24 protein-coding genes are annotated in these 24,654 nt (G+C 45.2%); 10 read left to right on the forward strand and 14 right to left on the reverse strand.

Annotated features, from left to right (window positions below):
- Nucleotides 1–213: 213 nt before the first annotated feature.
- From rocD to AB9P05_RS10735, 5 genes are all read left to right on the forward strand, one after another.
- Entirely contained in the window at nt 214–1,491 is a 1,278-nt protein-coding gene (gene rocD, locus AB9P05_RS10715) for an ornithine--oxo-acid transaminase (protein ID WP_371908824.1), read from the forward strand.
- A gap of 134 nt (nt 1,492–1,625) precedes the next feature.
- Nucleotides 1,626–2,492 carry a UDP-2,3-diacylglucosamine diphosphatase gene (locus AB9P05_RS10720; RefSeq protein WP_371908825.1) on the forward strand — a complete coding sequence of 289 codons (867 nt, stop codon included), beginning with the start codon at nt 1,626–1,628 and terminating at the stop codon, nt 2,490–2,492.
- 2 nt (nt 2,493–2,494) lie between these two features.
- Entirely contained in the window at nt 2,495–3,628 is a 1,134-nt protein-coding gene (locus AB9P05_RS10725; protein ID WP_371908826.1) for a glycosyltransferase family protein, read from the forward strand.
- Nucleotides 3,629–3,692: 64 nt separating this feature from the next.
- The gene (locus AB9P05_RS10730; RefSeq protein ID WP_371908827.1) at nt 3,693–4,766 is read left to right on the forward strand and encodes a hypothetical protein; all 1,074 of its coding nucleotides are present in this window, start codon (nt 3,693–3,695) and stop codon (nt 4,764–4,766) included.
- 100 nt (nt 4,767–4,866) lie between these two features.
- Nucleotides 4,867–5,916, forward strand: coding sequence for a vancomycin high temperature exclusion protein (locus AB9P05_RS10735; RefSeq protein ID WP_371908828.1), 1,050 nt, complete (start codon nt 4,867–4,869; stop codon nt 5,914–5,916).
- Here AB9P05_RS10735 and AB9P05_RS10740 read toward each other — a convergent pair.
- From AB9P05_RS10740 to AB9P05_RS10800, 13 genes are all read right to left on the reverse strand, one after another.
- Entirely contained in the window at nt 5,910–6,743 is an 834-nt protein-coding gene (locus AB9P05_RS10740; protein ID WP_371908829.1) for a DUF3108 domain-containing protein, read from the reverse strand. The two genes, AB9P05_RS10735 and AB9P05_RS10740, sit on opposite strands and share 7 nt — an antisense overlap.
- 83 nt (nt 6,744–6,826) lie before the next feature.
- A complete protein-coding gene (locus AB9P05_RS10745; protein WP_371908830.1) occupies nt 6,827–7,243 on the reverse strand; it encodes a hypothetical protein in 417 nt (138 codons plus the stop codon).
- 345 nt (nt 7,244–7,588) lie between these two features.
- The gene (locus AB9P05_RS10750) at nt 7,589–7,768 is read right to left on the reverse strand and encodes a hypothetical protein (protein WP_371908831.1); all 180 of its coding nucleotides are present in this window, start codon (nt 7,766–7,768) and stop codon (nt 7,589–7,591) included.
- Between the two features lie 34 nt (nt 7,769–7,802).
- A complete protein-coding gene (locus tag AB9P05_RS10755; RefSeq protein ID WP_371908832.1) occupies nt 7,803–8,036 on the reverse strand; it encodes a hypothetical protein in 234 nt (77 codons plus the stop codon).
- Between the two features lie 127 nt (nt 8,037–8,163).
- Complete coding sequence (locus AB9P05_RS10760) at nt 8,164–8,343, reverse strand: hypothetical protein (protein WP_371908833.1); 180 nt, start codon at nt 8,341–8,343, stop codon at nt 8,164–8,166.
- Between the two features lie 243 nt (nt 8,344–8,586).
- Complete coding sequence (locus tag AB9P05_RS10765; protein ID WP_371908834.1) at nt 8,587–8,928, reverse strand: MGMT family protein; 342 nt, start codon at nt 8,926–8,928, stop codon at nt 8,587–8,589.
- A gap of 2 nt (nt 8,929–8,930) precedes the next feature.
- Nucleotides 8,931–9,800: a mechanosensitive ion channel family protein gene (locus tag AB9P05_RS10770; protein WP_371908835.1), complete on the reverse strand. Its 870-nt coding sequence runs from the start codon at nt 9,798–9,800 to the stop codon at nt 8,931–8,933.
- Nucleotides 9,801–9,914: 114 nt separating this feature from the next.
- Nucleotides 9,915–10,238, reverse strand: coding sequence for a 2Fe-2S iron-sulfur cluster-binding protein (locus AB9P05_RS10775; RefSeq protein ID WP_371908836.1), 324 nt, complete (start codon nt 10,236–10,238; stop codon nt 9,915–9,917).
- Between the two features lie 3 nt (nt 10,239–10,241).
- The gene (locus tag AB9P05_RS10780) at nt 10,242–11,243 is read right to left on the reverse strand and encodes an NAD(P)/FAD-dependent oxidoreductase (protein ID WP_371911347.1); all 1,002 of its coding nucleotides are present in this window, start codon (nt 11,241–11,243) and stop codon (nt 10,242–10,244) included.
- A gap of 80 nt (nt 11,244–11,323) precedes the next feature.
- The gene (locus tag AB9P05_RS10785; protein WP_371908837.1) at nt 11,324–11,761 is read right to left on the reverse strand and encodes a MarR family winged helix-turn-helix transcriptional regulator; all 438 of its coding nucleotides are present in this window, start codon (nt 11,759–11,761) and stop codon (nt 11,324–11,326) included.
- A 56-nt stretch (nt 11,762–11,817) separates the two neighbouring features.
- Nucleotides 11,818–12,273, reverse strand: coding sequence for a hypothetical protein (locus tag AB9P05_RS10790; RefSeq protein WP_371908838.1), 456 nt, complete (start codon nt 12,271–12,273; stop codon nt 11,818–11,820).
- Complete coding sequence (gene rlmN / locus AB9P05_RS10795; RefSeq protein WP_371908839.1) at nt 12,273–13,346, reverse strand: 23S rRNA (adenine(2503)-C(2))-methyltransferase RlmN; 1,074 nt, start codon at nt 13,344–13,346, stop codon at nt 12,273–12,275. Before rlmN ends, AB9P05_RS10790 begins: the two co-directional genes overlap by 1 nt.
- Nucleotides 13,347–13,372: 26 nt before the next feature.
- Entirely contained in the window at nt 13,373–13,822 is a 450-nt protein-coding gene (locus AB9P05_RS10800; RefSeq protein WP_371908840.1) for an acyl-CoA thioesterase, read from the reverse strand.
- A gap of 210 nt (nt 13,823–14,032) precedes the next feature.
- Between AB9P05_RS10800 and AB9P05_RS10805 the strand changes: the two genes are divergently transcribed.
- From AB9P05_RS10805 to AB9P05_RS10820, 4 genes are all read left to right on the forward strand, one after another.
- A complete protein-coding gene (locus tag AB9P05_RS10805) occupies nt 14,033–16,228 on the forward strand; it encodes a peptidase domain-containing ABC transporter (RefSeq protein WP_371911348.1) in 2,196 nt (731 codons plus the stop codon).
- 75 nt (nt 16,229–16,303) lie between these two features.
- Nucleotides 16,304–17,662, forward strand: coding sequence for an HlyD family secretion protein (locus tag AB9P05_RS10810; RefSeq protein ID WP_371908841.1), 1,359 nt, complete (start codon nt 16,304–16,306; stop codon nt 17,660–17,662).
- 112 nt (nt 17,663–17,774) lie between these two features.
- Complete coding sequence (locus AB9P05_RS10815; RefSeq protein WP_371908842.1) at nt 17,775–20,753, forward strand: lantibiotic dehydratase; 2,979 nt, start codon at nt 17,775–17,777, stop codon at nt 20,751–20,753.
- Nucleotides 20,754–20,761: 8 nt separating this feature from the next.
- Entirely contained in the window at nt 20,762–21,823 is a 1,062-nt protein-coding gene (locus AB9P05_RS10820; protein WP_371908843.1) for a thiopeptide-type bacteriocin biosynthesis protein, read from the forward strand.
- A gap of 87 nt (nt 21,824–21,910) precedes the next feature.
- Here the strand turns inward: AB9P05_RS10820 and AB9P05_RS10825 are convergent, their stop codons facing one another.
- Nucleotides 21,911–22,060, reverse strand: a complete 150-nt coding sequence (locus AB9P05_RS10825) for a hypothetical protein (protein ID WP_371908844.1) — start codon at nt 22,058–22,060, stop codon at nt 21,911–21,913.
- 549 nt (nt 22,061–22,609) lie between these two features.
- On the opposite strand from AB9P05_RS10825, the gene AB9P05_RS10830 reads away from it, so the two are divergent.
- Nucleotides 22,610–24,628, forward strand: coding sequence for a lanthionine synthetase LanC family protein (locus AB9P05_RS10830; protein ID WP_371908845.1), 2,019 nt, complete (start codon nt 22,610–22,612; stop codon nt 24,626–24,628).
- Nucleotides 24,629–24,654 lie beyond the last annotated feature (26 nt).

Raw genomic sequence — 24,654 nt, forward strand, 5'->3', positions numbered from 1 at the left:
TCTATTTCATAATTTCAAGTGCCATTCAAATATATTTCTGACTCTCTATGAACGATATGTGATTTGTCAAAGGTTTCTGAGGCTATTGTATCTGTCCGGAAGCTATTTATAACTTCCCGTTACATTTAAATCACTGTGCCCTGATTCTCCATTTTTTATTAGGGGCAAATGCTCTAAATTGCTGCCCTATTAAGTCATTTAAAACGTTTGCATATGATGGAAGCCGTAAAAAGCAGCAGTCAGGCGATAGCGCTGGAAAACCGGCACGGTGCCCATAACTACCACCCCCTTCCTGTCGTTTTATCACGAGGTGAAGGCGTTTACGTGTGGGATGTGGAAGGTCATAAATATTTTGACTTTCTTTCTGCCTATTCGGCAGTTAACCAGGGTCATTGTCATCCCCGCATCATTCAGGCCATGAAGGATCAGGCCGAAACCCTTACCCTCACCTCCCGGGCTTTTTATAATGATATTCTAGGAGTTTACGAACAGTATATTACTGAGTACTTCGGATTTGACAGAGTGTTGCCAATGAACACCGGGGCTGAAGGAGTGGAAACAGCCATTAAGATTTGCCGGAAATACGGGTACGAGAAAAAAGGCATACCTGCAGATGAGGCAGTGATCATCGTATGCGATAACAACTTTCACGGACGTACTACCACGATTATCTCTTTTAGTAATGACGATAATGCCCGGAACAATTTTGGTCCGTTTACACCTGGCTTTGTTCGTATACCATACGATGATGTGAATGCTCTAGAAAAGGCCATTGCAGAGCATAAGCACGTGGTTGGTTTTCTGGTTGAGCCAATTCAGGGAGAGGCCGGTGTATATACCCCTGCAGATGATTACATCCCGAAGGTACGCGAAGTATGTACCCGTCATGATATTCTTTTCATTGCGGACGAGATACAAACTGGTATTGCCCGTACTGGTAGCTTGCTTGCTATTTGCGGAAATTGTAGCTGCCAGGGCCCCTGTGAGAGGCAGGAGACATACGTCCGGCCAGACATGCTAATTCTTGGAAAGGCCATTTCCGGGGGGGTGTATCCTGTTTCAGCCGTACTTACGGATGATCATATCATGGAAGTGATCAAGCCCGGCCAGCATGGCTCCACCTTTGGGGGGAACCCACTTGCCTGTAAAGTGGCTATGGCGGCCTTAGATGTGGTAAATGATGAAAATCTGGCTCAGAATGCGCGTAAATTGGGAGAAACATTTCGTGGCCGTATGGAGAAACTAGCCGAACGCTGTGATCTGGTCCGGAAGGTACGAGGCAAAGGGTTGCTTAATGCAGTGGTAGTAAATGATACCCCCGAAAGCAGTACGGCATGGGATCTTTGTGTCAAACTCAAAGAAAACGGATTGCTTGCTAAGCCTACTCATGGTAATATTATCCGCTTTGCTCCTCCATTAGTTATGACAGAAGAACAGTTACATGAGTGCTGTGATATAATAGAGAAGACATTTGAGACATTTAAGCCTTGAAATCCGTCTGCAGGGTTGTTAACGCTGAGTTAATAAATAAATCTGCTGATAAACATAACTTCTTAATATGGTAAAAAGGCTTTAATCAAGTATTGAAGCCTTTTTGTGTTCTTGCTAAAAAGGGACACAAACGCGTGAGAAATTATTACAAAACGGTGGTGCTCTCAGACATCCACCTCGGCACCAGAGGCTCTAAGGCCAAAGAACTGGTCAGGTTTTTGAAGCAGATAAAATGCGACAACCTGATCCTGAATGGCGACATAGTGGATGGTTGGCAGCTCAGGAAATCCGGCACTTGGAAGCGGAAGCATACCCGGTTTTTTTCACGCATCCTCAAAATGATCGAAGAGGATAAAACGCAGGTGACCTACCTGCGGGGTAATCATGATGACTTTCTGGACCAAGTGCTACCGATGAAGGTAGGCACTCTTAATATTCAGCGTGACATGGTATACCAGTCCTGTGGCCGTAAATATTATATAGTGCATGGGGATATATTTGACTCCATCACCACCAAGCTCAAGTGGGTGGCCAGACTGGGAGATATAGGTTACACCTTCTTATTGTGGCTGAACAGCCAATACAATTTCTATCGGCGTAAGCGCGGTCTGCCTTATTACAGCCTTAGCCAAAAGATCAAAAGTCACGTGAAGTCTGCTGTGTCATACATAGACGATTTTGAAAAGCAGTTGGTAGAAGTTGCTCGCCTTCAGGGTTGTGACGGGATCATCTGCGGCCACATTCATCAACCAGCGATGAAGGATATAGAAGGGGTCGCCTATATGAACTCAGGCGACTGGGTGGAAACCATGAGTGCGCTGACCGAAGATCATAATGGTGAATGGAACCTGACATATTACACGGAAACGGCTCCTTCCCAGGCTACACCGGTAATGAACGTTATGAAACCAGATACTACCGGAGAGGATGATGAGGTAGCTATTCGCCTGGATGAGTTTTATACTAACAGCTTACTGGGTAAAATTTCCGGACTGAAGTAGTCATGAGGTATCTGTTTATTGTACAGGGAGAAGGCAGGGGACATATGACTCAGGCTATGACGCTGTACGACATGCTTAGAAAAAACGGCCATGAAGTCAGGGCGGTCATTGCAGGTACTCACGAGCGCAGACAGTTACCTTCCTTCTTTTCCACTCACTTTACATGTCCGGTATATGGGGTGGCAAGCCCGAGCTTTGTGACGGACGAGGAGAGGAAAGGAATTAACCTGAGGGCCACCATTACCCAGAACCTTCTGCGCAACAGGACATTTATCCGTAGTCTTCGGGCCATCCACCATATTGTCACCAGTACTGAGCCTGATGTCATTATTAATTTCTATGATTTTTTAGGCGGACTGTATTCGTATACCTACCGTCCTCGGGCCCGATATATAGTAATAGGACATCAATATCTGAGTCATCACCCTGACTTTCCGTTTGCTGAAGGCAGGGTCCGGGAGCGTAGACTACTTTTGCTCAACAACAGGATTACCTCGTTTGGCGCCGAAAAGAAGCTGGCACTTAGTTTCAGAAATTATGCCCCCCATGATATTAATGGCTTGCATATAGTACCCCCTTTGGTTCGTTGCTCTATAAAAGAACTGGAGGTGTCTGATAAAGGCTATTTATTGGCTTACCTCGTGAACCATGGATATGCCAGCCAGGTGAGGCAGTGGCATGCACGGAATCGCCACGTACAGATGCACTGTTTCTGGGATCACAGAGACTGTCCTGAAGCTTACTCGCCGCACCCAAATCTGACTTTTCATCCGCTGGATGGGCAAAAGTTCATGCAAATGATGGCCTCATGTACTGCTTATGCGAGTACGGCAGGGTTCGAATCAGTCTGCGAGGCCATGTACTTAGGTAAGCCTGCTATGCTGGTACCGGTGGAAGGTCATTACGAGCAGGCTTGTAATGCGCTGGATGCATGTCTTTCCGGTGCGGGCGTTACGGGTGACAGTTTTGACCTGGACCAGTTGCTTTCATACTTACCGGAATATGTAAGTGATTCACTCACTTTCAAAAGCTGGGTGGACAGTGCGGAAGCGCATATCTTACCCTTGCTGACAAAGGAGGCCAATAGAAGCAAAGGAAGGCAAAAAAGGAGCCATCACTCCAAAGAATTGGCCTGAGTCGCTAAACCTTGATGAAGCTTTGCCATTTACTTTGGTATATTTACCAAAACCGAAGGTGCATATGGCGGCAATGATCAGTAAGAAGAAGCTGACCTACCCGATTTCTGATTCTTTGAGAAAATACCTGGAAAACCACGACCGTGAAACCAGGCTACCTCTTAATTACAGCGACCTGCTGCGATACGATAACAGCATCCCCCTTTATGATAACAAGGGCGATGATACGCTTTGGGAAACAGTCTTCTATCCGCAGGAAGACATGAAGGAAATTTACCAGTCGCTAAAAAAAATATACTCTGAACTGAAAGCGGCCGGTGATATAGGTGTAATGCAGCACCTCTTTATCGATAGGGTGGATATTTGTACCTATGGCAATACACAGCCATTCCGAGTGCGGATCCAGAACCGGATCAATGACAACTTCGACTACTTCTACATAAAAAATGCTGATGCCAGTCGCATTTATGGCCTGGAACTGGAGCACTTGCTGAGCCCGAATCGGATTAACTATTTGGTGGATGGTAAGACTCTGGTGGAGGAGCATATAGCCGGTATACCAGGAGATAAGTTTATAAAAGATCACCTGAAGGATAATACGCTTAATGAGATCAGACTGGCAAAGGAGTTTGTGAAATTCAATGAGCGTTGTTTTGTCCGCCTGTTGGGGGATATGCACAGTAGTAACTTTGTGATAGATGTTACACCGGATTTTGAGGAGATACACTACCGGATCCGGGCTATTGATTTTGACCAGCAGTCCTATGAAGGTAGGAGAAGTATTTATCTTCCGCAGTATTTTAAGCAAAATAACCCCCTGATTGAGCTGGGTCTTAGGCATATGACACCTGAGACAGTGCGGCAATACCAGAAGGAAGAAAGGAGCCTTATCGCTAACAGGGTAAAAAGCGCTCATTTGGCTATAGATGAACTACTGGATGCGATGGCCAGCGATCATATCAGTCCGACAGATAATGTGATATCACTTGGCGAAGACCTGGCGAGGTTTTATGGTGATAAGCGTTTTAAAGAATGCAGAAGTATGGGCGATATGCTCAAACTTAGTCTTGAGCAGTTGCTCCCTTCCGGTGCGGTAACTCCCCCTTCTTTTCCTCCTGAAAACCCACCAGATATTTAAAAAATGCTGGTCTTTTGACCATAAGTAACTTCCTGGAGCATCTTTCATTTTATCAATGCCCCTCACTCTGCATTTTCGCTATTGACTGAGACGTAGCAATATGCGAGTGCTGAAATTCATCGGATGGCTGATACTCTGGCTGACCTTGTCGGCTTCTGTGATGGTATTTCTATACTATCAGGATGCTGAGGTGTTTCTGCATGACCTGGCGGAAGGTAAAGACCAAACGATCAGGTTAGCTAAAGGCACTACTCAATACTTTGAACATGCTGACAGCTGGAATCTGCTGAACGTAACAGTGATTATGAGCAGTATTCTACTGATGTTTGCAGCCAATGATCTTTACATCCGGCGTAAGTTTGGGAGTAAAAAAGAAAAAAAGAAGAAAAAGCCTACCAGTAAGGGGGATGCTTATAAAACGGGCATCTGGTTTCTGAGACTGAGCGGTGCTACCATACTGGTCCTGGTAGAGGTGGTGCTGTTGTGCAATATCTGGATCGTGGGCTGGAGTCTTCCGGATACATACACAGATGCATCAGACGTGCCGGAAAAAAGCGCTGTACTATTACTCGGGACGAATAAAAAGCTCCGTTCTACCGGTGGGGAAAATCTTTATTATACGTACCGGATAAATGCTGTAAAGGAGCTGTATCAGGCCGGAAAGGTATCTTCCATAATTATCTCGGGGGATAACGGACGTGATACATATAATGAGCCCCGGGATATGAAATATGACCTGATCCGTGCAGGTATACCTGAGGGATTGATAAAGCTGGATTTTGCCGGGTTCAGGACTCTTGATAGTGTGGTACGGCTTAAATTACATTTCAAGAAAGAGAAGGCTATAATCGTATCGCAGCGTTTTCACACCGAAAGAGCGCTGTTTCTATGTCGGCAGTTTGACGTTCAGGCGCGGGCTTACCCCGCTGATGGGCTGCCTACTATGAATATGGTGCTGCGGGAACTGGTGGCTAAGCCCAAGGCTATGCTGGATGTGTTTGTTTTTAATATGCAACCAAAATATGGCCGTATACCTGACCGCAAACCGCTTGACCTGAACCAAAAAGAGGACCAGCTTAAGCTAACTTATGCTGCGCTGCTTTTTATTGCCGCCCTTGTGATAGCTGCTCGCTCACTAAAAAATTACTGATTCAGCGAATTTTCCAGGGGCAGTCTCAGGTTTTCCGCCTCTCGTATAAATGCCTTAACTTTACCCACAAGCACTTCTGCCTCAATCTTTACCGGCACCTTATTGGCGTCGTCAGTTACCCACACGGTCATCTCCTCCCCACCGGAAAATATTGTACCCTCCACCAGCAGCGGTTTAAATTTGATGGTATGCCACTTTCTGTCTTCGCGGTCTTCTATTACTTCTTTTCCAAGGTACCGTACATAGAGTTCGTCATAGACTTTGCCGTCCAGCAATAGCTTCATTGGGATTTTATCGCCCGGCTTGTACTTGGAAAAATCAAGGTTCCGGCAATAGTAAATAGCTGACAGGACATCAAATGTACAGTCAGGCAGTGCAACGGTGTCGGTTACAATCTCTTTTGCATCGCTGTTTTCCACCCAAGTATATACAGTGCTGTTTTCCGGGATGTATTTATATGAATTGTTTACCCGGTAACTTCCCTCCCGCGTTTTGCGGCGAAAGGCCAGGGGAGCATGATTACCTGCATCTACGTAAGTTTCAAATGTATCCCGTACTGTATAGACCCAATCGTATTTGGACAGGGACCGTCCATAGCTCTTTAGTAAGTAAGCATTTTGGTTTTTGTACCTCGTACTTTCCACCTCGAAGGATACTTCGCCAGCATGCACCCATATCAGGCTTAGATTGTAGTACACATCATAAAGAACCTTTTCCCCGGCTTTAAAAGATAGCTTTGAGGCTGTGTTACACTGAGCAATAACCGGAGATGTTGCGGTGATTCCAAGAATGAGCAGGGTACCTATTATGAAAGAAAGATGTTTCATTAAGGCATAAACGGTGAAGGGGTAGTTTTCGTTCTGGCTGTTTTTAGTGTAATAAAACGGAAAAATAAAGGGGCTGTGGCGGATTAATTACTGTATTTTCTAAATATAGACTCTACTTCATTACGGTGGACTATGTGCTGAGGGTTAGAAGCCAGCTTACTAATGGTTTCCACAACAGCATGAACGTTAAGCCCCATCCGCATGCCCATATCCATACAATAGCGTATTTCTTCCTGGGCAAGGTTTTTATCTATTCCCATCAGCAGTACCATGCGGTGAAAACGCTCAATATTTCCGGACTCATGGCGGGCAGCGGTAAATTCCACAGGCTGGTCGCTATTCTTTACCCTGTCTATATCTTCCTGGGTAAGGTGGAGGCGTTCTGCCACCCAGTTGATAAAGTTAATTTCATGCAGTGACTCCCGGCCATCTATACGGGCCAGGTTTACCAGATCGTTGAGCTGGCTTATTTTTTCCCGGTAATCTCTGTCTTCAGTCACTGTGATTATGTAGCTAGTACAAACAAATATATTGCACTGTGGATGAAAAGCAATACAAGGCTGCAGGGATGTGAAAAAAATGAAGGGAAGCTTTTTAGGCTTCCCTTATATTCAGGACTATTGATCGCCAAGGAAAATAAGTTCAGTTTTTCCTGATAGGATCGGCCTGAATAGTCTTTACTTAGCGCATTGGAAAGTGTAGGCCCCTTCTTGGGGCATTTATCCTACAGAAAGCTTCTGATCAGTACCAAGGTTTGTTACCAAGTCCTTGCTGCAGGCAGAACCTGCTGAAGAAATAAGATGCTTAATACTACATTTTAGAATAAATCATATTGCATTAGTATATCAGCAGAGGAACTCGCTGGGAGCGCAGCAAATGGAATAAACGGTAAGGCAGGCCTGAGGCCCTGAACTATTCCCCCCATCTGTAGTGCGGATAATGGTTCCTCCTCTAAGAGGGTTTTGCTCCCTTTCAGTGATAAAGCTTCTGATTTCAAGCTTCTCTAGAGTGACTTTCTTTTTCATTTTAGTATAGTTTAGTTTGTATAAATACGGAGTCTTAAACAGGCTCAGGGCAATTGATTGTATTACAATTGTCGCAGGTGTCTGCCGGACCTGAGTAGGCGCATACTCCACAGGTATAATATTGACCACATAGCGTTTTTTCACAACTCTGAAGTTGTCCGCTGTTAATGGGTTCTAAATCACGACCGCCGCGGGTAAGCTCCATACCAGTAACGAAGCTGCTCACAGATAAGGCATCCAGGCCTAGCTTTTTCCTGTTCTTTTCCATTAGATTATTGGTTAGGTGATAAATTAAGAATGCCGGTCCTGGATCACAGGGTCGGCATTTATTCTAAATCATGCATGCAAACAGTGCATATATGATAAACATTGATTGCTGCAGAGATCATAATCAATTAGCAAACGGTGTCATCAGTTTCCTCACAGCAAGCAGTAATGTAATGCAAGCAGGGATCAGGGAATGAAGATCCGCAATTGTCCGTATACCTGATAGTACCACCTTTGGTTTTGGACTGCAGGTCTTTGGTAACAAAACTTGTTACGTCCAGTGAGCCGAGGTTCAATTTCTTTTTCATAACAGTTTTTCCTTTTTCATTTCAAACAGGTATTTAAGATAAAAATCCCTGGTGACAAATGCCATTAGATTCGGCTAAAAATGTCCATGTTGGTACATGGGTCAGGACTTGAAAAAATCACGTTTTCACTGTTATTTAGGCTAATTTGATTAGATGTAGCGGGTTTTTCCTGTGATGAATTAACCATGTGGAAACACCCCTTAGCCGAAGAGCTCAAAATGGTGCTGTTAAGAAATGTCTGACCTAAAATCCGATTTCGATGGCGGGGTCCCAAAAATAGCTATCAAAATGCTGTATTTGATCGTTCTTTACCTTTATACCTTCCTTTTCGAGTAATTCCTGCATGAGTGTAGGTGTAGCAAAATGGTTTTTACCAGTTAATAAACCATTACGATTTACCACACGGTGTGCAGGTACGGAATCGACTTCAGAAAAAGAGTTATTCATTGCCCACCCGACCATTCGGGCGCTACCTTTGGTGCCCAGATAATTAGCTATGGCACCATAGCTTGTCACTCTGCCTTCAGGAATTAACCTTACCACCTCATACACATCCTGAAAAAAACGACTCTTATCTTTTTTCATCTTTATTCACTCACCTCAAAGGTAGCCACCGAGGTCAGCAACTTTTGCCTAATAGCTTTCTCAGTTTCCCGCTGGCTTTGATTTATTCTAACCTGAAATCTGCAAACGGCAAAATCCTTTGACATACTCACAATACGCAGACGGCCGGTTCCGGGTACAACTTCCTTAAAATGAGTAATCTGTTTCATTAAATACTGATGCAATGCCTCCGGATCAGTAAGTCGTCCGGTAGCTATCTCAAACTCTACCCCTGCCTTATTTTGCCTGCCGGCTGAGTAATTAAGAACATCACTTAGAATGATGGTGGTGTTAGGGATGTACACTATGTCATCATCATCGTTTAGCAAGTGAATGTTCAGAAAGGTAATATCCATGATACGCCCACGGTTATTGCCTATTCTAATGTAGTCATTTACCTGTAATTGGCCCGAGAACATAATGATAAGTCCATTGATCATATTGCCGATATAATCCTTAAAAATAATGGCAATAGCTGCCGCTACGATCGTGAGGGACGTAAACAACTCTTTGATGGCGATGTCGAAAGCATAAAGGATGGAGAAAACGAAGGCGAGCGCACTAAGCAGGGAAGCGATACGGGTGATTCCTATGACAAACGTATCGGTGCGGTTAGGGGCTTTCTTTTTGCGAATATAAACACGGACAATGATGAGCCGGGTCAGTATGATGACCAGGTGAGCAGTAAGATAAAATATCAGTGCCTGAGTAATGCGTGCAGGGACTCCTGCTTCCTTATGGATTTCTTCAAAATAGATATTGTCTAAAAAAATGAGAAGGAGCAATAGCAAAAGCTTAAGCCCGAAGAAGAAACGTCTCCTGTTTTCCTGTTTTTTTATACTACTCCACTCCATAGAGGTGCAAATTACCTAAAAAATGATTTCATTATTTGGGGGTAATTAAAAAAAGCACCTGCTAATCTGCAGGTGCCTGGGGGATAATTCTTTACTTGATAGGGTGGTGATTTTTTACTCTTCTCCCAGAAGCTTTACCACCATACCATCCAGTGCAGTATCTATCCTGAGCTGACAGGCGAGGCGGCTGTCAGGCCGGGCGTTGGGCAGCGTATCCAGCATATCAAGTTCTGCGTCCGAAGGTTCATGGAGCTTTTCCGCACCTTGCAATACCTCTAGGTGACAGGTGGCACAGAGCGCCATGCCACCACAGGTAGCCAACACCGGGTAGTCAGAAGCTTTAAGCACTTCCATTACGCTCAGGTTCATGTCTGCCGGTGCCTCTGTCTTTTCGCGTACACCGCTATCGTTTTCCACATAAAATGCTACTACATCCATAGGTCAGAGGGTAGGCACCCCATTTACGGTAGTGTATTTAAAGCTCAGTTTCTGGTCCGGATATACAAGCTTAAAGGCGCTCTGAGCCATCAGGGCTGCTTCATGAAATCCACAAAGAATAAGCTTAAGCTTGCCCGGATAGGTATTAATATCGCCTATTGCATATACTCCTGGTACACTGGTGGAATAGTCGAGGGTATCTACTTCGATCGCGTTCCTGTCCAGGGCCAGTTTCCAGTTGGCTATAGGCCCCAATTTAGGGCTCAGTCCGAATAGAGGTATCAGGTAATCAGTGGCTATAGAAGCTTCCTCTTTTTGTTTGTTCAGGACTTCTATGCTTTTCAAGCGGCCGTTGCCGGTAAGTTTTTGAAGGTTAGTGTTTAGTAACAGTTTTATTTTACCCTCTTCAGCCAACTTTGCTACTTTCTCTGCAGAGTCTGGTGCGCCACGGAATGTTTCGTTGCGGTGTATCAGAGTCAGTTCCTTAGCTATATCAGCCAGGTGAATGGTCCAATCAAGAGCTGAATCGCCCCCACCTGCCAGTACCACCTTTTTATCCCTGAATTGCTCCGGGTTTTTCACCATGTACTGCACGCCGCTTCCTTCAAATTTATCCAGGTTTTCCAATACAGGCTTTCGGGGCTCAAAACACCCCAGGCCGCCTGCTATCACCACGGCTTTACACATGATGGATGTGTTCTCATTGGTGCCCAGAATAAAACCCTCTGAGGTTCTTTCCAGCGTGTCCACACGTTCGCCCAGGGTGAATCCAGGCTTGAAGGGTTCTATCTGCTTCATCAGATTATCCACCAGCTCCTGGGCATTAATAGTAGGGTAGCCGGGTATGTCATATATAGGCTTCTGCGGGTATATTTCACTTAGCTGACCACCAGGCTGCGGCAATGCATCTACAAGGTGACAGCGCATTTTCAATAGCCCTGCTTCAAAAACTGCAAACAAGCCAACAGGTCCTGCGCCGATTATGCATATATCTGTCTGTATCATAAGATCGCTCCGTTTCATTCGAAAACCACGCTTGAATTTCTAAACTAATAATTAGTATAACAACTATTAGTATAAAAATTTTATTCGCTCAGGTTTTGATGAATGGTGTTCAGGATTTTCTGAAAGGAATTGAAATCAGCCTGGTCCAGGTTCTCCCATGCTTTAAGGCGGATTTTTTTAACCTCCGGCAACAGCCTCTCTACCTTATTGCTACCATCTTTTGTGAGGTGCACCATAAAGCTCCTTCTGTCTTGCTGGTGCACTTGCCGGACCACATAACCCTTTCCTACCAGCAGATCTATGATTCGGGTAAGGGTGGGGGTGTCTTTACTAACCCGCTCAGCCAGTTCCGTCTGATTCAGGTTATTTTCTTTATAAAGTTGTTTCATTACCACCCACTGGTCAACGGTAATACCGAACTCCCCCTCTTTGAACTTCTTCTGGGCGTACTGCTTTACCTTTCTGGCAGTACGATCCAGCAATAGAGAGTACGTATTATAATCCTGGTTCATATCCATGGTGCAATATAGGATTAATTACAAAAACTAACTCCTGAGGGCTTATTGTCATGGTTTCAGGTAACCCCCTGGGGGTAATCCGACATCAACGTATAAACCAAAGCGAAGTATATAGTCAGTCTGATCGTCCATGCCAGCGTACGGATCCAGTTGCTACTGACCAATCTTCTGATCACCTTTTCGTCATACCCAAACTTACTGAGGAGGAAGTGGGCAGGAGCTGCAAAAAACCAGGTATGTAGCCAGATAGGTAACAGCAGTAGAGCTGCCAATATGTGATAGTTATTAGTGAGTTGAGTAAAAGTCAGGTATCCTGTCGCTATCAGTTCGGCCACCATAAGAGGACCCACCAGGGGGAATATTCGTTTGCGGTGAAGCGATTCATACTGGCTGAGAGAGTCACTTCCCACATTTAAAAAGCTCGGATAATGAACAAGTTGTACCGTCCAGATAAGGCCGGTGAGTAAAGCAGTCAATAGGAAAGTTATGAGCAGGGCCAGCGTGTAGGGCATCAGGCCTGAGTGATTACATGATCGTCATGCTTTTTATTAGCCAGCTGTCCGCAGGCAGCATCAATATCCTTTCCGCGGCTCCGGCGTACATTTACTGTTACCCCGCGCTCCTCAAGGTATTTTCGAAACATTTCCAGCCGGTCCTCTTCCGTATTCAGAAAGTCTGCTTCTGATATCGGGTTATATTCGATAATATTAACCTTGGCGGGCACCCGTTTACAGAATTGGTAAAGCTCCTCAGCGTCCTGCAAAGTATCATTAAAGTTGTAGAATACGATGTACTCAAAGGTAAGCTTGTTCCGTGTCTTACGGTAATAGTGATTTAGCGAATGACGCAGAGCCTCGAGGGTATTCGTTTCATTAATTGGCATGATACGATCCCGCTTCTCATCATTAGCAGCATGCAGGGATAGTGCCAGGTTGAATTTCACCTCTTCATCTCCAAGCTTTTTAATCAGCTTAGCAATACCCGCCGTAGATACCGTAATACGTTTAGGGGACATGTTCAGGCCTTCCGGCGAGGTTATCATCCGTATGCCTTCCATCATATTGGCGTAGTTGAGCAGAGGTTCCCCCATACCCATGAACACAATGTTGCTCAGCGGCATGCCATATTTTTCCATGGCTTGCTGGTTTATCAGCACCACCTGGTCATATATCTCAGCTGCATCGAGATTCCTCTTACGGTCCATATACCCGGTAGCACAGAACTTGCAGGAAAGGGAACATCCTACCTGGCTGCTCACACAGGCGGTCATGCGATCTTCCGTAGGAATCAGCACGCCTTCCACCAGATGACCGTCGTGTAGTTTAAATGCACTTTTGATTGTGCCGTCATTACTTAGCTGAGCCTGATCTACTGTCACCCCATTCAGTTCAAAGTACTCTTTGAGCATTTCTCTGAGGCCAAGAGACAGGTTTGTCATGCTCTCAAAACTATGAGCGGACTTTTTCCACAGCCATTCGTAGACCTGCTTGGCCCTAAAGGCTTTTTCTCCGTTTTGTACAAAAAAAGCTTTAAGTTCTTCCGGGGAAAGTCTGCGTATGTCCTGCTTCTTATCTGCCTTGCTCATGCTGCAAATGTAATCCTTTTTATGCTCTATTCGATAGTGTGAGGGAGGGTCTCCAGCCGTTTTTTAAGCCTATCCGGCATTTGGGCAACTTTCCGTTCCTCATAGGCAAAGCAAACCATTGAGGTTTTACCACGTGTAAGCTCTTTGCCGTTTTTCTGTCCGGATAACCTGTACAACAGGTCAAAACCTGTTTTTTGAATGTCTTCCACAGCGATATCCACCAACACCGTCTCGCCATAAAAGGTTTCTGCACGGTAAACCACGACAGCATCCGCCATGATCAGGCCTACGCCTTCCACGCCATTTACCTCATCCTCATAGCCCAATGATTCAAGCCATTTCTTACGTGCTTCATGCATGTAACTGAGGTACACTTCATTACTCACATGATTTCCATAATTAATGTCCGAAATCCGGACCTGGATAGGCTGTCTATAACAAAAAACACCCGGCATCTCAAGTTTTGTGCGACTCATATAAAAAAAATTACTTTTAAATGTGTGGGGAATTTTTAAGATTTGTAATCGGTCAAAACCCAAAAACGGAAAATATTATTCAATTCGACGTCTTAATCTTACGCCTTTTTCCTTTTGATTGTTTTTGACCGGAGGTATATTAAAGCGAGAAAGAAAGAAAGAACCTAAACCAAAATATAGCCGCACCAGGCTACTGTGTCTACTGTGAGTATTTTTAAAAAATTTCCGTTCTACCGCCAGCTTGATACGATGGATTGCGGCCCGACCTGCCTTCGCATGATTGCGAAGCATTATGGCAAGGTTTATACGCTTCAAACCCTTCGTGAAAAGAGTTTTATAACCCGCGAGGGAGTTAGCCTGCTCGGTATAAGCGATGCTGCAGAAAGTATCGGCTTCCGTACACTTGCTGCCAAAATCCCTTTTGATAAATTGCGCGACGAGGCTCCCACGCCCTTTATTGCCCATTGGAGGCAACAGCACTTTGTGGTGGTTTATGACTTTAAAAAAGACAACGTTTACTGTGCCGACCCGGCTCATGGGCTTGTAAAATACACACGGAAGGAGTTTCTGGACGGCTGGCTAAACAGTAAGACCAACGGTGAGGAAACCGGCGTGGTCCTGCTAATGGAGCCCAGCCCTGACTTTTACGACACGGAAGATGAAAAGAATCTGAAGCGCGAAGGCTTTAAGTTCCTCTTCCGGTACCTCCGGCCCTACAAAAAGTTTATCATCCAGCTTCTGCTAGGGATGCTGGTTGGATCCTTGCTGCAGCTGATATTTCCTTTCCTTACCCAGTCTATTGTAGATGTGGGTATTAATACCAGGGATATATCTTTTGTAAACCTGGTGCTTATTGCCCAGTTAATGCTGTTCGTGGGGCGAACGTCCGTGGAGTTTATTCGGGGCTGGATATTACTACATCTCGGTACCCGGATCAACATCAGCATCATCAGTGACTTCCTGATCAAACTTATGAAGCTCCCCATCGCCTTCTTTGATACGAAGATGATCGGTGACCTGCTGCAGCGTATAGGCGATCATAAGAGGATAGAAAATTTCCTTACCTCCAGTACGCTGAATATTCTTTTCAGCTTTGTTAACCTGATTATTTTCGGGGCCGTTCTTGCTTACTATGACCTCACTATATTTGCTATATTCCTGATAGGTAGTGCTTTGTATGTAGCATGGGTGCTCATCTTTATGAAGAAACGCCGTGAGCTTGATTTTAAGCTTTTCGACCAGATGTCCCGCAATCAGAGTAATCTTATTCAGCTTATAAATGGTATGCAGGAGATAAAGCTGCATAACTGTGAAAAGCAAAAGCGGTGGGAGTGGGAACGCATTCAGGCCAGCCTATTCAAGGTAAATGTGAAAAGCCTTGCGCTTAATCAATATCAGCAGGCAGGTTCTTCATTTTTGAATGAGGTTAAGAATATCTTCATCAGTTTCGTAGCCGCTAAGGCAGTTATTGATGGTGATATCACCCTGGGTATGATGCTGGCTATCCAATACATAATCGGGCAGCTTAATACGCCCATTAACCAAATGATCACCTTCCTCCATGCCTCACAGGACGCAAAGATAAGCCTTGAACGTCTTGGTGAGATTCATAATAAAGATAATGAGGAAGACGAGACCAGTGAAAAGATCACCATTTTCCCAGAGGACAAATCTCTGAGAGTAAATGATGTAAGCTTCCAGTATGAAGGGCCCCACTCCGAAATGGTATTGAAGAATATCGATATGGTAGTGCCTGAAGGTAAAATTACAGCTATAGTGGGAGCGAGTGGTAGTGGTAAGACCACACTTATAAAACTTCTGCTTAAGTTTTACGAGGCTAGCGAAGGAGAGATTCGTATTGGCGATATCAATATGGTCAATTTCAGCAACAGACGCTGGCGAGATAAGGTCGGTACTGTGCTTCAGGATGGTTATATCTTCAGCGACTCCATTGCGCGTAATATTGCCGTGAGCGACGAATACATAGATAAGGAGAAACTCGTATATGCAGTAAAAATGGCCAATATTCAGGATTTTGTAGAAGGCCTTCCTTTAGGTTACAATACAAAACTCGGAGGTGACGGTCATGGCCTCAGCCAGGGCCAGAAGCAGCGTATCCTCATAGCCCGCGCAGTGTATAAGAACCCCGAATACTTGTTCTTCGATGAGGCTACTAATGCCCTGGATGCTAATAATGAGAAAATCATTATGGAGAACCTTGACCGCTTCTTCAATGGTAAAACCGTAGTGGTGGTGGCGCACAGGCTAAGTACTGTAAAAAATGCAGACCAGATAGTGGTGTTAGACAGAGGAGAGATTATTGAGAGGGGTACCCATACGGACCTTACCGCTCAAAGAGGTGCCTATTATAATCTGGTAAAAAATCAGCTTGAATTGGGCAATTAACACCAGAAGAAAAATGAAGGGAACGATAATAATGTCCCTGACATTTTGTTTTCAACAAAAGGAAGAATTAACACTATGCCCGAACATATTGAAGTAGAGGAGCAACAGCATACCCGAGGCGAGGTGACCGTTTCTCAGGAAGAGGTGAATAACCTCCAGCTCAGGAGTGAGGAAGTGCAGGAGATTCTGAGCCATGCACCAGTCTGGATTATCCGCTGGGGTATTACCGTCATTTTCTTCGTTCTTCTGGTCATTATGATCGCCAGTTACTTCATAAAGTATCCTGATACGATAACCTCACGAGTGGTGCTTACCACTCTCAATCCTCCCGCCACCCTCGTGGCACGGGATAATGGCCAGATAAACCTTTTTGTAGAAGATGGCGAAGCGGTAGAAGAAAATGAGTTTCTAGGGGTGCTAGAAAATCCGGCAAATACAGAGGATGCACTATACCTTATCCGTAAGATCGAAAACCTGGAAGAAAAGATATATAGTGACAATCTGAACGTCAGCGATCTGGATATCAGATCAGACCTTAACCTAGGCTCTCTGCAGCCAGGTTACCTCCGGTTCATGAAATCCATCAGGGACTATAATCTGCAAAGCGATTTGCAGTATCACCAAAAGCAGATTGCTTCGCTTCGTGACCGGATTGAGTTTTACCAGGAATCCAATGCCAGCCTGCGTAGGCAGAACACCATACACAAGGAAAAACTTGAACTGGACAGATCAAAGTACGAAACAGACTCTTCTCTATACGAATCTAATGCCATTAGCCGTATCGAATTTGAGCAGACGAAATCCAACTACCTCCAGTCCAAAAGACAGTTTGAAGCAGATCAGGCAAGCATAATCAATAACCGTATCCAGATCTCTCAGATTGAGAACCAGATCAATGAATTAAGACTGAAGGAGCTTGAGTCTAATGATAACCTTCGAAGCGGAATCGATGATGCACTCAAAAGCCTTCAAAGTGAGATCAGTGCATGGAAAAGACAGTTTCTTTTTGAAGCCCCTATTGCAGGAAGCGTTTCATTGAATAAAGTATGGACTGATAATCAGTATGTAACTGCAGGTGAAACAGTATTTAATATCATACCTGAAAGCCAGGATATCATCGGTAACGTAGAAATGCCTGTAGTGGGCTCCGGTAAGGTGGAGGTGGGCCAGACGGTAAACCTTAAGTTTGATAACTACCCTTACGATGAGTATGGCATGGTGCTGGGAGAGATTGAGAATATCTCCATGCTACCTACCAAAGAGAATACATATATCATTCGGATCAGTCTCCCGAACGGACTCATGAGTAGCTACAAAAAAGATCTTGAGTTCAAGCAGCAGATGCAGGGTAGTGCAGAGATCATTACCGAGGATCTGCGCCTGATAGAACGCCTGTTTAACCAGCTTCGCTCGGTGTTTGACGATCTTAGCTAAGAAAATCTAATAGTAAAGCAGGTATGTAGTGTGCCTGCTTTTTTTAATTTTTGGGGCGGTTATTTGTTAAATACCGCCAATGTTGAAGGACCCTAAACCAAAAGAAAAAGCTATGGAAGTATTTCCACATGTACTTATCCGTACAGGAGGTGGTACGTTTGAGAAACTGCAAAGACTAAATGCGGATAAGTCGGTTGCTTTGGCAAAAGAAATATCCGAGCTGAGGCAGAAAAAAGCTGCTGATAAGGAAGCACTTTCCGATAGTCTGATGGAGTTTATCAAAGGACTAGAGAATAACGACTACCAAAAGCTCCTGACTAATATTCGCCGCGATATTTATAATGATCGAAACCTGAAACAGGAAGATCTGGACGCGGCTAAAGATATACTTAATGCCCAGCAGACAGATGAGCTGAAGGATTATCTGGCGCTGGAGGAAAAGCTGGCTGCCAAAGAGGAGGAGGGCGAAGGCGTCTTTAATCAGGAACTCATCGAACTTCGTAAGGATTTTCAGGAAAAGCTCAGTGATGATGAGTTGCTGAAGCAGGGGCTTGTGCTCAGTAGCCAGTCTCTGCTCAATCGTATGTCAAGCTACATTCGCAAAGAGCCCGCTAAATTCAGAAAAAAGGAAGTGCAGAGCGAGCAGAGTTTGCTTAAGTACTACACCCGAATGTACGGCAAAACCTCGCCATTTAGTACCTTTACTAACCTGGTGGTGGGTAAAGTTGCTCAACTGGATGGTGAAAAAAGCTATAATATCAGCTCTGAGAATGGTGAGCAGGAGATTACTGGTCACATCCGACTGAATAACTACCTCTTCAAGTACATTTACGGACTTTTCAGAAAGAGCCGTGAGATTTATATGTGGCTTCCTCTTCGTCCTAATCCTACCATAGAGCAGAAGGAGGACCATTTCCTGTATCTCACTAACAACAATAACATTGAAAGCTTCCAGCGTATCCCGGCCAATCAGGTAGTGGACCTGTTTCGTGAGCTGGCTTCAAAAGAGCCTCAGGGGGTACGTTTTAAGGATATTATAAAGGATGCTCTCGAGTATATTGATGCTTCCGAGGAAGACCTGGAGGCTTATATTCAGCAGTTTATCGATTACGGCTTCCTGGAGTACAATATTGGCGTGTCTGGTATAGACCCTGACTGGGACTATGCGCTTAAGGAAAAGGTTACGCCCCTTGCTGGGGCCGGGGTGCCTCACATACAGGAGTTGCTGGATACGCTTGACTATATCCGTACCCTGGCTGGCAAGTATGCCGATGCTGAATTCAAAGAACGTAAAATGCTTCTTAAGGAGGCTTACGAAAAATTCCGTGCCATATGTATGAAAATACATGAAGCAGCCGGGCTGCCGGAAGATGAGCGTAAGACGAATGAAGAGCGCGAGGCAGAGCGTCGTGAGAAGGCCAAAGCAGAAAAGGAAAAAGCGGAAGGGGAAGGAGAAAACAAAGAAGAGAATAAGGAGGAACAGCAGGAGGACGAAGAAAAGGAAGAGGTATTCAAACATGAGGAGTCCACTACCTTTACCTTCAAGCCTGAGCAGATGTTCTATGAAGATACGACCCGTGAGGTGGATGCCACGCTGGATAGCGAGCGTATGCATGAACTGGTAGGCTCGTTAAATGACCTGCTTCAGGAAATGAGACTTTTCCGCGGGCATGTTGATGAACGCGAGAAAATGCGTCACTACTTTGTCAGTAAGTACGGTGATACAGCCTCTGTAAACCTGCTTACCTATTATGAGGACTTCTTCAGGGACTACAAAAAGCCTGAAGCCGAACTTCAGGAAAAGAAAAAGGAGCTGTCCAGATTGAAGTCTGCGGCCAAAAAGGATAAAAAGACTGTGCCTGCCGGTGAGTCTGAGCCGGAAGGGCAGGATGATGTAACCAGGCTGGAAGTTGAAATTAAAGAGATGGAAGCTACGCTTAAGATTCCTGGTATCAGTGAACGCCAGGAGTTCAGAGAAAGCTGGCAGGAGAAATACCTCAGTCTTCTGGATGGCGGCAAGCTCACATCTGACCATGTGGAGGTAGAGATCAGTAAGCTCAGAGAAACTAATAAGCTTACCGGCTCAAACGGACACGATGCTGGCGGTAAAAATAGCTATGGTATGTTTACGCAGCTGTTTAATGATCCTGAAGATGGCCGGATGAAGGCTATGATCAATGCCTCATTCTCAGGATACGGAAAGATGTTCAGCCGTTTTCTTCACATCTTTGATAAAGTGGTAACCGAGGACCAGCGCCGCTACAATGTAAATGTGGCACCTGAGGATACCATCTTTGTAGAGGACTGTGACGCCAGTTACTTCAATGCTAACCTGCACCCTCCTCTCATGCCATTTGAAGTATGGATGCCTGGCGGGCATAATAGTTTGCCTGAGGACAAGCAGCTTGCGATTACTGACTTTGAGATTCGTTGCGAAAATGGCAATGATCTGGTGCTTTTCCATAAACCCAGTGAAAAGCGGGCGCATGTCTTTGACCTTGGCTTCCAGGGGCATATGGGCCGCAGTCAGTTATTCCAACTACTTGAGAAGTTCACTTATGCTGAATACTTATTCGTGAATCCACTGCTTTCCGCCCTGACCAAGAAGCGTACTAATCTGCTACAGGAAGAAAAGGGAGGCCAAAGCGAAGAGAATAAAAAGGACAACACCACTAAAGTAATGGTGTCTCCCCGGTATACCTATGGTGACCTCGTCCTGCAGCGTAAGAGCTGGTCTGTGCCTAAGGAGTTGCTGCCTACGCGAGAGGGAGCAGAAACTGAATGGCAATACTTTAACAGGGTAGATGCCTGGAGGCGAGAGCTTGGCATTCCTGATGAGGTTTTTGTATTTCTTAATCCGGGTCGCCAGCAAAGCAATGACCCTGAGGCTGCCAAAAAACTTGGCCGGGATGATTACAAGCCACAATACATTAGCTTTAAGAGTCCGGCTTTGATATTAATGCTGGACAAAATGATGGCGAAGGTACCAGGCAATATGAAAATAGATGAAATGCTACCCTCTCCTGATAGCTTGCTACATATAGATGGCAAGCCATTCGTGTCAGAATGTGTGGTGCAGTGGTATAAATAACAGAGGCTATGGCAGAAGAAACCAACAACAGAAAGAACTGGATGAAGGAATCTACCGAGGTAGATCCTAATTGGATGGCCGCCTACCTGTACTACGGCGAGCCATGGGAAGACATCCTGAGCAATGCAGTGAAACCATTCTGCGAGCAGATCATGAAGGAAGGGCTGGCCGACCAGTTCTTCTTTATCCGCTATTGGGAAAAAGGGCCTCACATTCGCCTGCGCTTTAAGGGAGATCCTGCAAAAATGGAGAAGGACCTGAAGCCAAGGATCATTGAGTACTTTACCAATTATATGGAGAAGCACCCTAGTGACCGTCAGGAGCCGGAGTGGCTTAAAGAGGCTGATGAGGAAAGACAGTGGTACCCGAATAATAGGGTACAGTTTATCCCCTATCAGCCGGAGGTAATCCGTTATGGTGGCAAGACAGGCATCCAGGTAGCCGAACAGGAGTTTATGGCCAATAGCAAGGCGGTTTTGGCTCTTATTGACGAGTCTTCCGGGTGGGACTACAGCCGTGCGCTGGGTGCAGCCATTCAGTTACACCTTGGCTTTAGTTACGGCCTGGGTATGGACCTCCGGGAGATGAAAGCCTTTTTTCACCGCTTTTATACTAACTGGTTGCCCAGGGCTTATTACTTTTTTGAAAAAGACATCTCAAAAGATGAGATGGAAAAGAGGAAAAAGGAAACGCTTGAGTCATTCGATAAGACGTGGGAAAGCCAGAAGGAGGCCATCACTTCGTTTTTTAAAATGGTATGGGAAGCCATGGAAGAAGGAGTGGAGTTTGAGCAGGAATGGCTTAACACCTGGATTGATGATATGCGGGAGGTGAAGGATAATCTCGTACAACTACAGAAGCAGGGCAGCCTGGAGCCGCCGGACTGGTACCCTCATAAGAAGCCGGATGATTTTGAGCAGGCGGATTTTGACAGGTGGCGTATATACGATAGTTACGTACACATGACGAATAACAGGCTGGGCATACAAAACCGTGACGAGGCTTACCTTGCTTACCTGATTAAGCAGTGCCTGGATGTAATGCTTGAAGAAGAGGCAGTAGAAAAGTAACGACAAAATAAAAGGCCACGATGATCGTGGCCTTTTAAATTATAAAACAAACAGATAACCAATAATGGTATTTTTTGGACTTTCAGATTAGCATTCACAGCTACAGGGCTCACCACAGCTAGTGTCTATCCCCACTGCGTCAACTTCAAGTGCCGCCCCCGCTTTGAAGCGGGAAGGTTGAGATATGATGAAGCTGTTAACCTTGAGGTCGTCCAGTTTTAAGTTCTTTCTTTTCATAGGTCAAGGCGTTTTCGGTTGAAACGATAATAATTCCTCTTTTTCACAGGGTCGTGAAGTTGCGGTGTGTCTCCCGACATTCGCTTTCCGTAAATCAAATCTACCTCCGGTATTAGTCTCCGGAGGTAGATCTGTCCGGTTATTTCAAATGTAGTTTTTTCCATCTGCAGGGTGGTCAGCCCTTTGGTAGCAGTGAAAATTGAGCGGTTGAAAGGCTCGTTTTAGTTTTCTCATTGCTAATGTACCACTATTCAGAAGCTAAATGAGGGACACTTTCGAGTTGAAATAATATGTGTTTTACTGTTGTTAAATTGAACTATACCACTGTATATTGGAAAAAAATATTGAATAATCTAATTAAACAAATTTAAGTAAGGGTATTAATCGCCTACTTGTGTAGCGTTAAGGCCTCATTGTAACAAATAAGGGGGTTTAAAGCCTTCTTAAAATGCAGAAGGGGCAATTTTGTCCTGGTAATGAGCGGATTTTTCGATGCTCTTAGTAAATTGTAGGTCTGACTAATCGTGACTTTTTACAGAAGGACTAACCATGGATAAAGAAAAACTACTCAATGGCGCGCGTAAAATAGGAGACCAGCTACTCGCCGCCGCTATGGAAGATGAGAATGGAATGACCTGGGAAACGCTGAGCCTGGGCGAGGATAGAAAAGTTGAGATGAATGTAGGTGAAGGCATCTACTCCGGCGCAGCGGGCATTTTGCTTTTCTTCATGGAGTTATATCGCCTAACCGGTGAAGAAAAATACAAGGTACCGGTAGTTAAAGGAGCACCCTGGTTACTTCAATTTGCCAAAGATAACCCTATCAATTATTACGCATATTTCACTGGCAGGCTCGGCACGGCTCATGCCCTTGTGAAAGCGGGACGCTTCCTCAATGAGGAAAAATATATAAATGAAGGCCTTGAGCTGGTAAGGGAAGCAGACGAATATACCCGTTCTGAACGGCTGATAGATGACCTGATCAATGGTACCTCAGGCACCATGCTGGGTCTCATTCACCTTTATAATGAAACGGGTGAAGAGTGGCTTTTAGAAAAGCTACAGAAAGTTACTCACCATCTCATACGCCGTGCCGGCCTTGGGCGCCGGGGCCTTTACTGGGATCGCAGTAACCAGAGCGTAAGAGGTCTGTGCGGATTTAGTCATGGCGCAGCTGGCGTATCATGGACCTTTTTGGAGCTAGCCCGCTTTTTCAACCTACCTGCCTATAACTGGCTGGTTTATCAGGGGTTCAATTACGAGAACCACTATTTTGATAAAGAAAAGAGTAACTGGCCTGACTTCCGTAAAGGCATCTTTGATGATAATACGTATAAAGAGCATAAGGATGCTTTTATCAAGGGTGATCGTGAGTTTTTCGAAGAAGCCGGTGATATGGCTGCATGGTGCCACGGCTCGCCGGGTATTGCACTGGCACGCATAAGAGCTTATGAGGTGTTAGGCGATGAGTCCCTGAAGGAGGATGCCATTAAGGCGATGGACAAGACCCGTCAGGTTACCCTTTCCTATTCAGAGACTGCCAAGGGGTCGTTTACTGTTTGTCACGGTCGTGGAGGTAATGCGATGTCCCTGCTTGAGGCAGCGAGGCACTGGAATGAACCTCAGTTTGCCGAAGAGACGGAGGTAATAGCTGAAGCCATATTGAAAGACCTGGAAGAGGGCGCTTTTTTCCTTTCAGGCTTTGCCTTTGCTAAAGATAATGAAGATCGTAGCCTCTTTATGGGAAATGCCGGAATTGGCTACTTCCTGTTGCAGCAGGCAGATCCTGAAAATGTGCCTTCCATTGTACTACCAGTGGTTCAGGAAACAGTGAAAGATCGTGAAGCGGCACTGAAGGCAGCTCCTGGCCTTGACCTCAAGGAGTGGGAACTTAAGGAAATGGTGCTTGAGCGGGACTTTGCCCGTACCATTATCCTGCTTAAAAAGTCACTGACTGACGATAAGCGTAAAGAAGCATACGATTTCCATACCTCAGATATTCTCACCGGCTTTGACAGGCAGATACAAAAAGTCCTTCCAGCCCTGGAGCCTGGCCAGAGAGAGCAGGTTGAGGACGTTTATAAATTGGAAAAGGCTAAGGCAGATATGGACCGTCAGATTACCAGTTGTGCCTTTTTGCAAGTGAAGAACATGCTGCATCATGAGTATGTGGAAGAAAACCTTAAAGAGGATGAAGGCAGGATTCAAGGCCTTGACCTGATCCTTGACGATGATACCAGGATAGTCACCACTGCTTTCGATTGGTCTGCTGAAGATGAACAGACTGACTTCCATGCTGAAAAGCCTGAAGATGAGGTGTATACTTTGCTGAAAGCCCAGGCGCTGGGCATTTCTGAGTTTCCGCTAAATGACTTCTCATATCTGGTAATCCAAACCTTCAAGGAGGGGGGCACCCTTGAAGCAGCTTTTGAGAAAACCAAGCAGGAGTTCGAGCTGGAATCAGAAGAAGAGGCCATGCAGTTGCGGGCTCTGGTAGCTAATCAGGTTAAAGAGGCTGTATTCAGCGGCATATTACTTGTCAAGCAGGAGGTTTTAGAAACGGCCTGAGTACCATCTTATTGAATCTATTCGGA

Source organism: Roseivirga sp. BDSF3-8 (genome assembly GCF_041449215.1).
Lineage (GTDB): Bacteria > Bacteroidota > Bacteroidia > Cytophagales > Cyclobacteriaceae > JBGNFV01.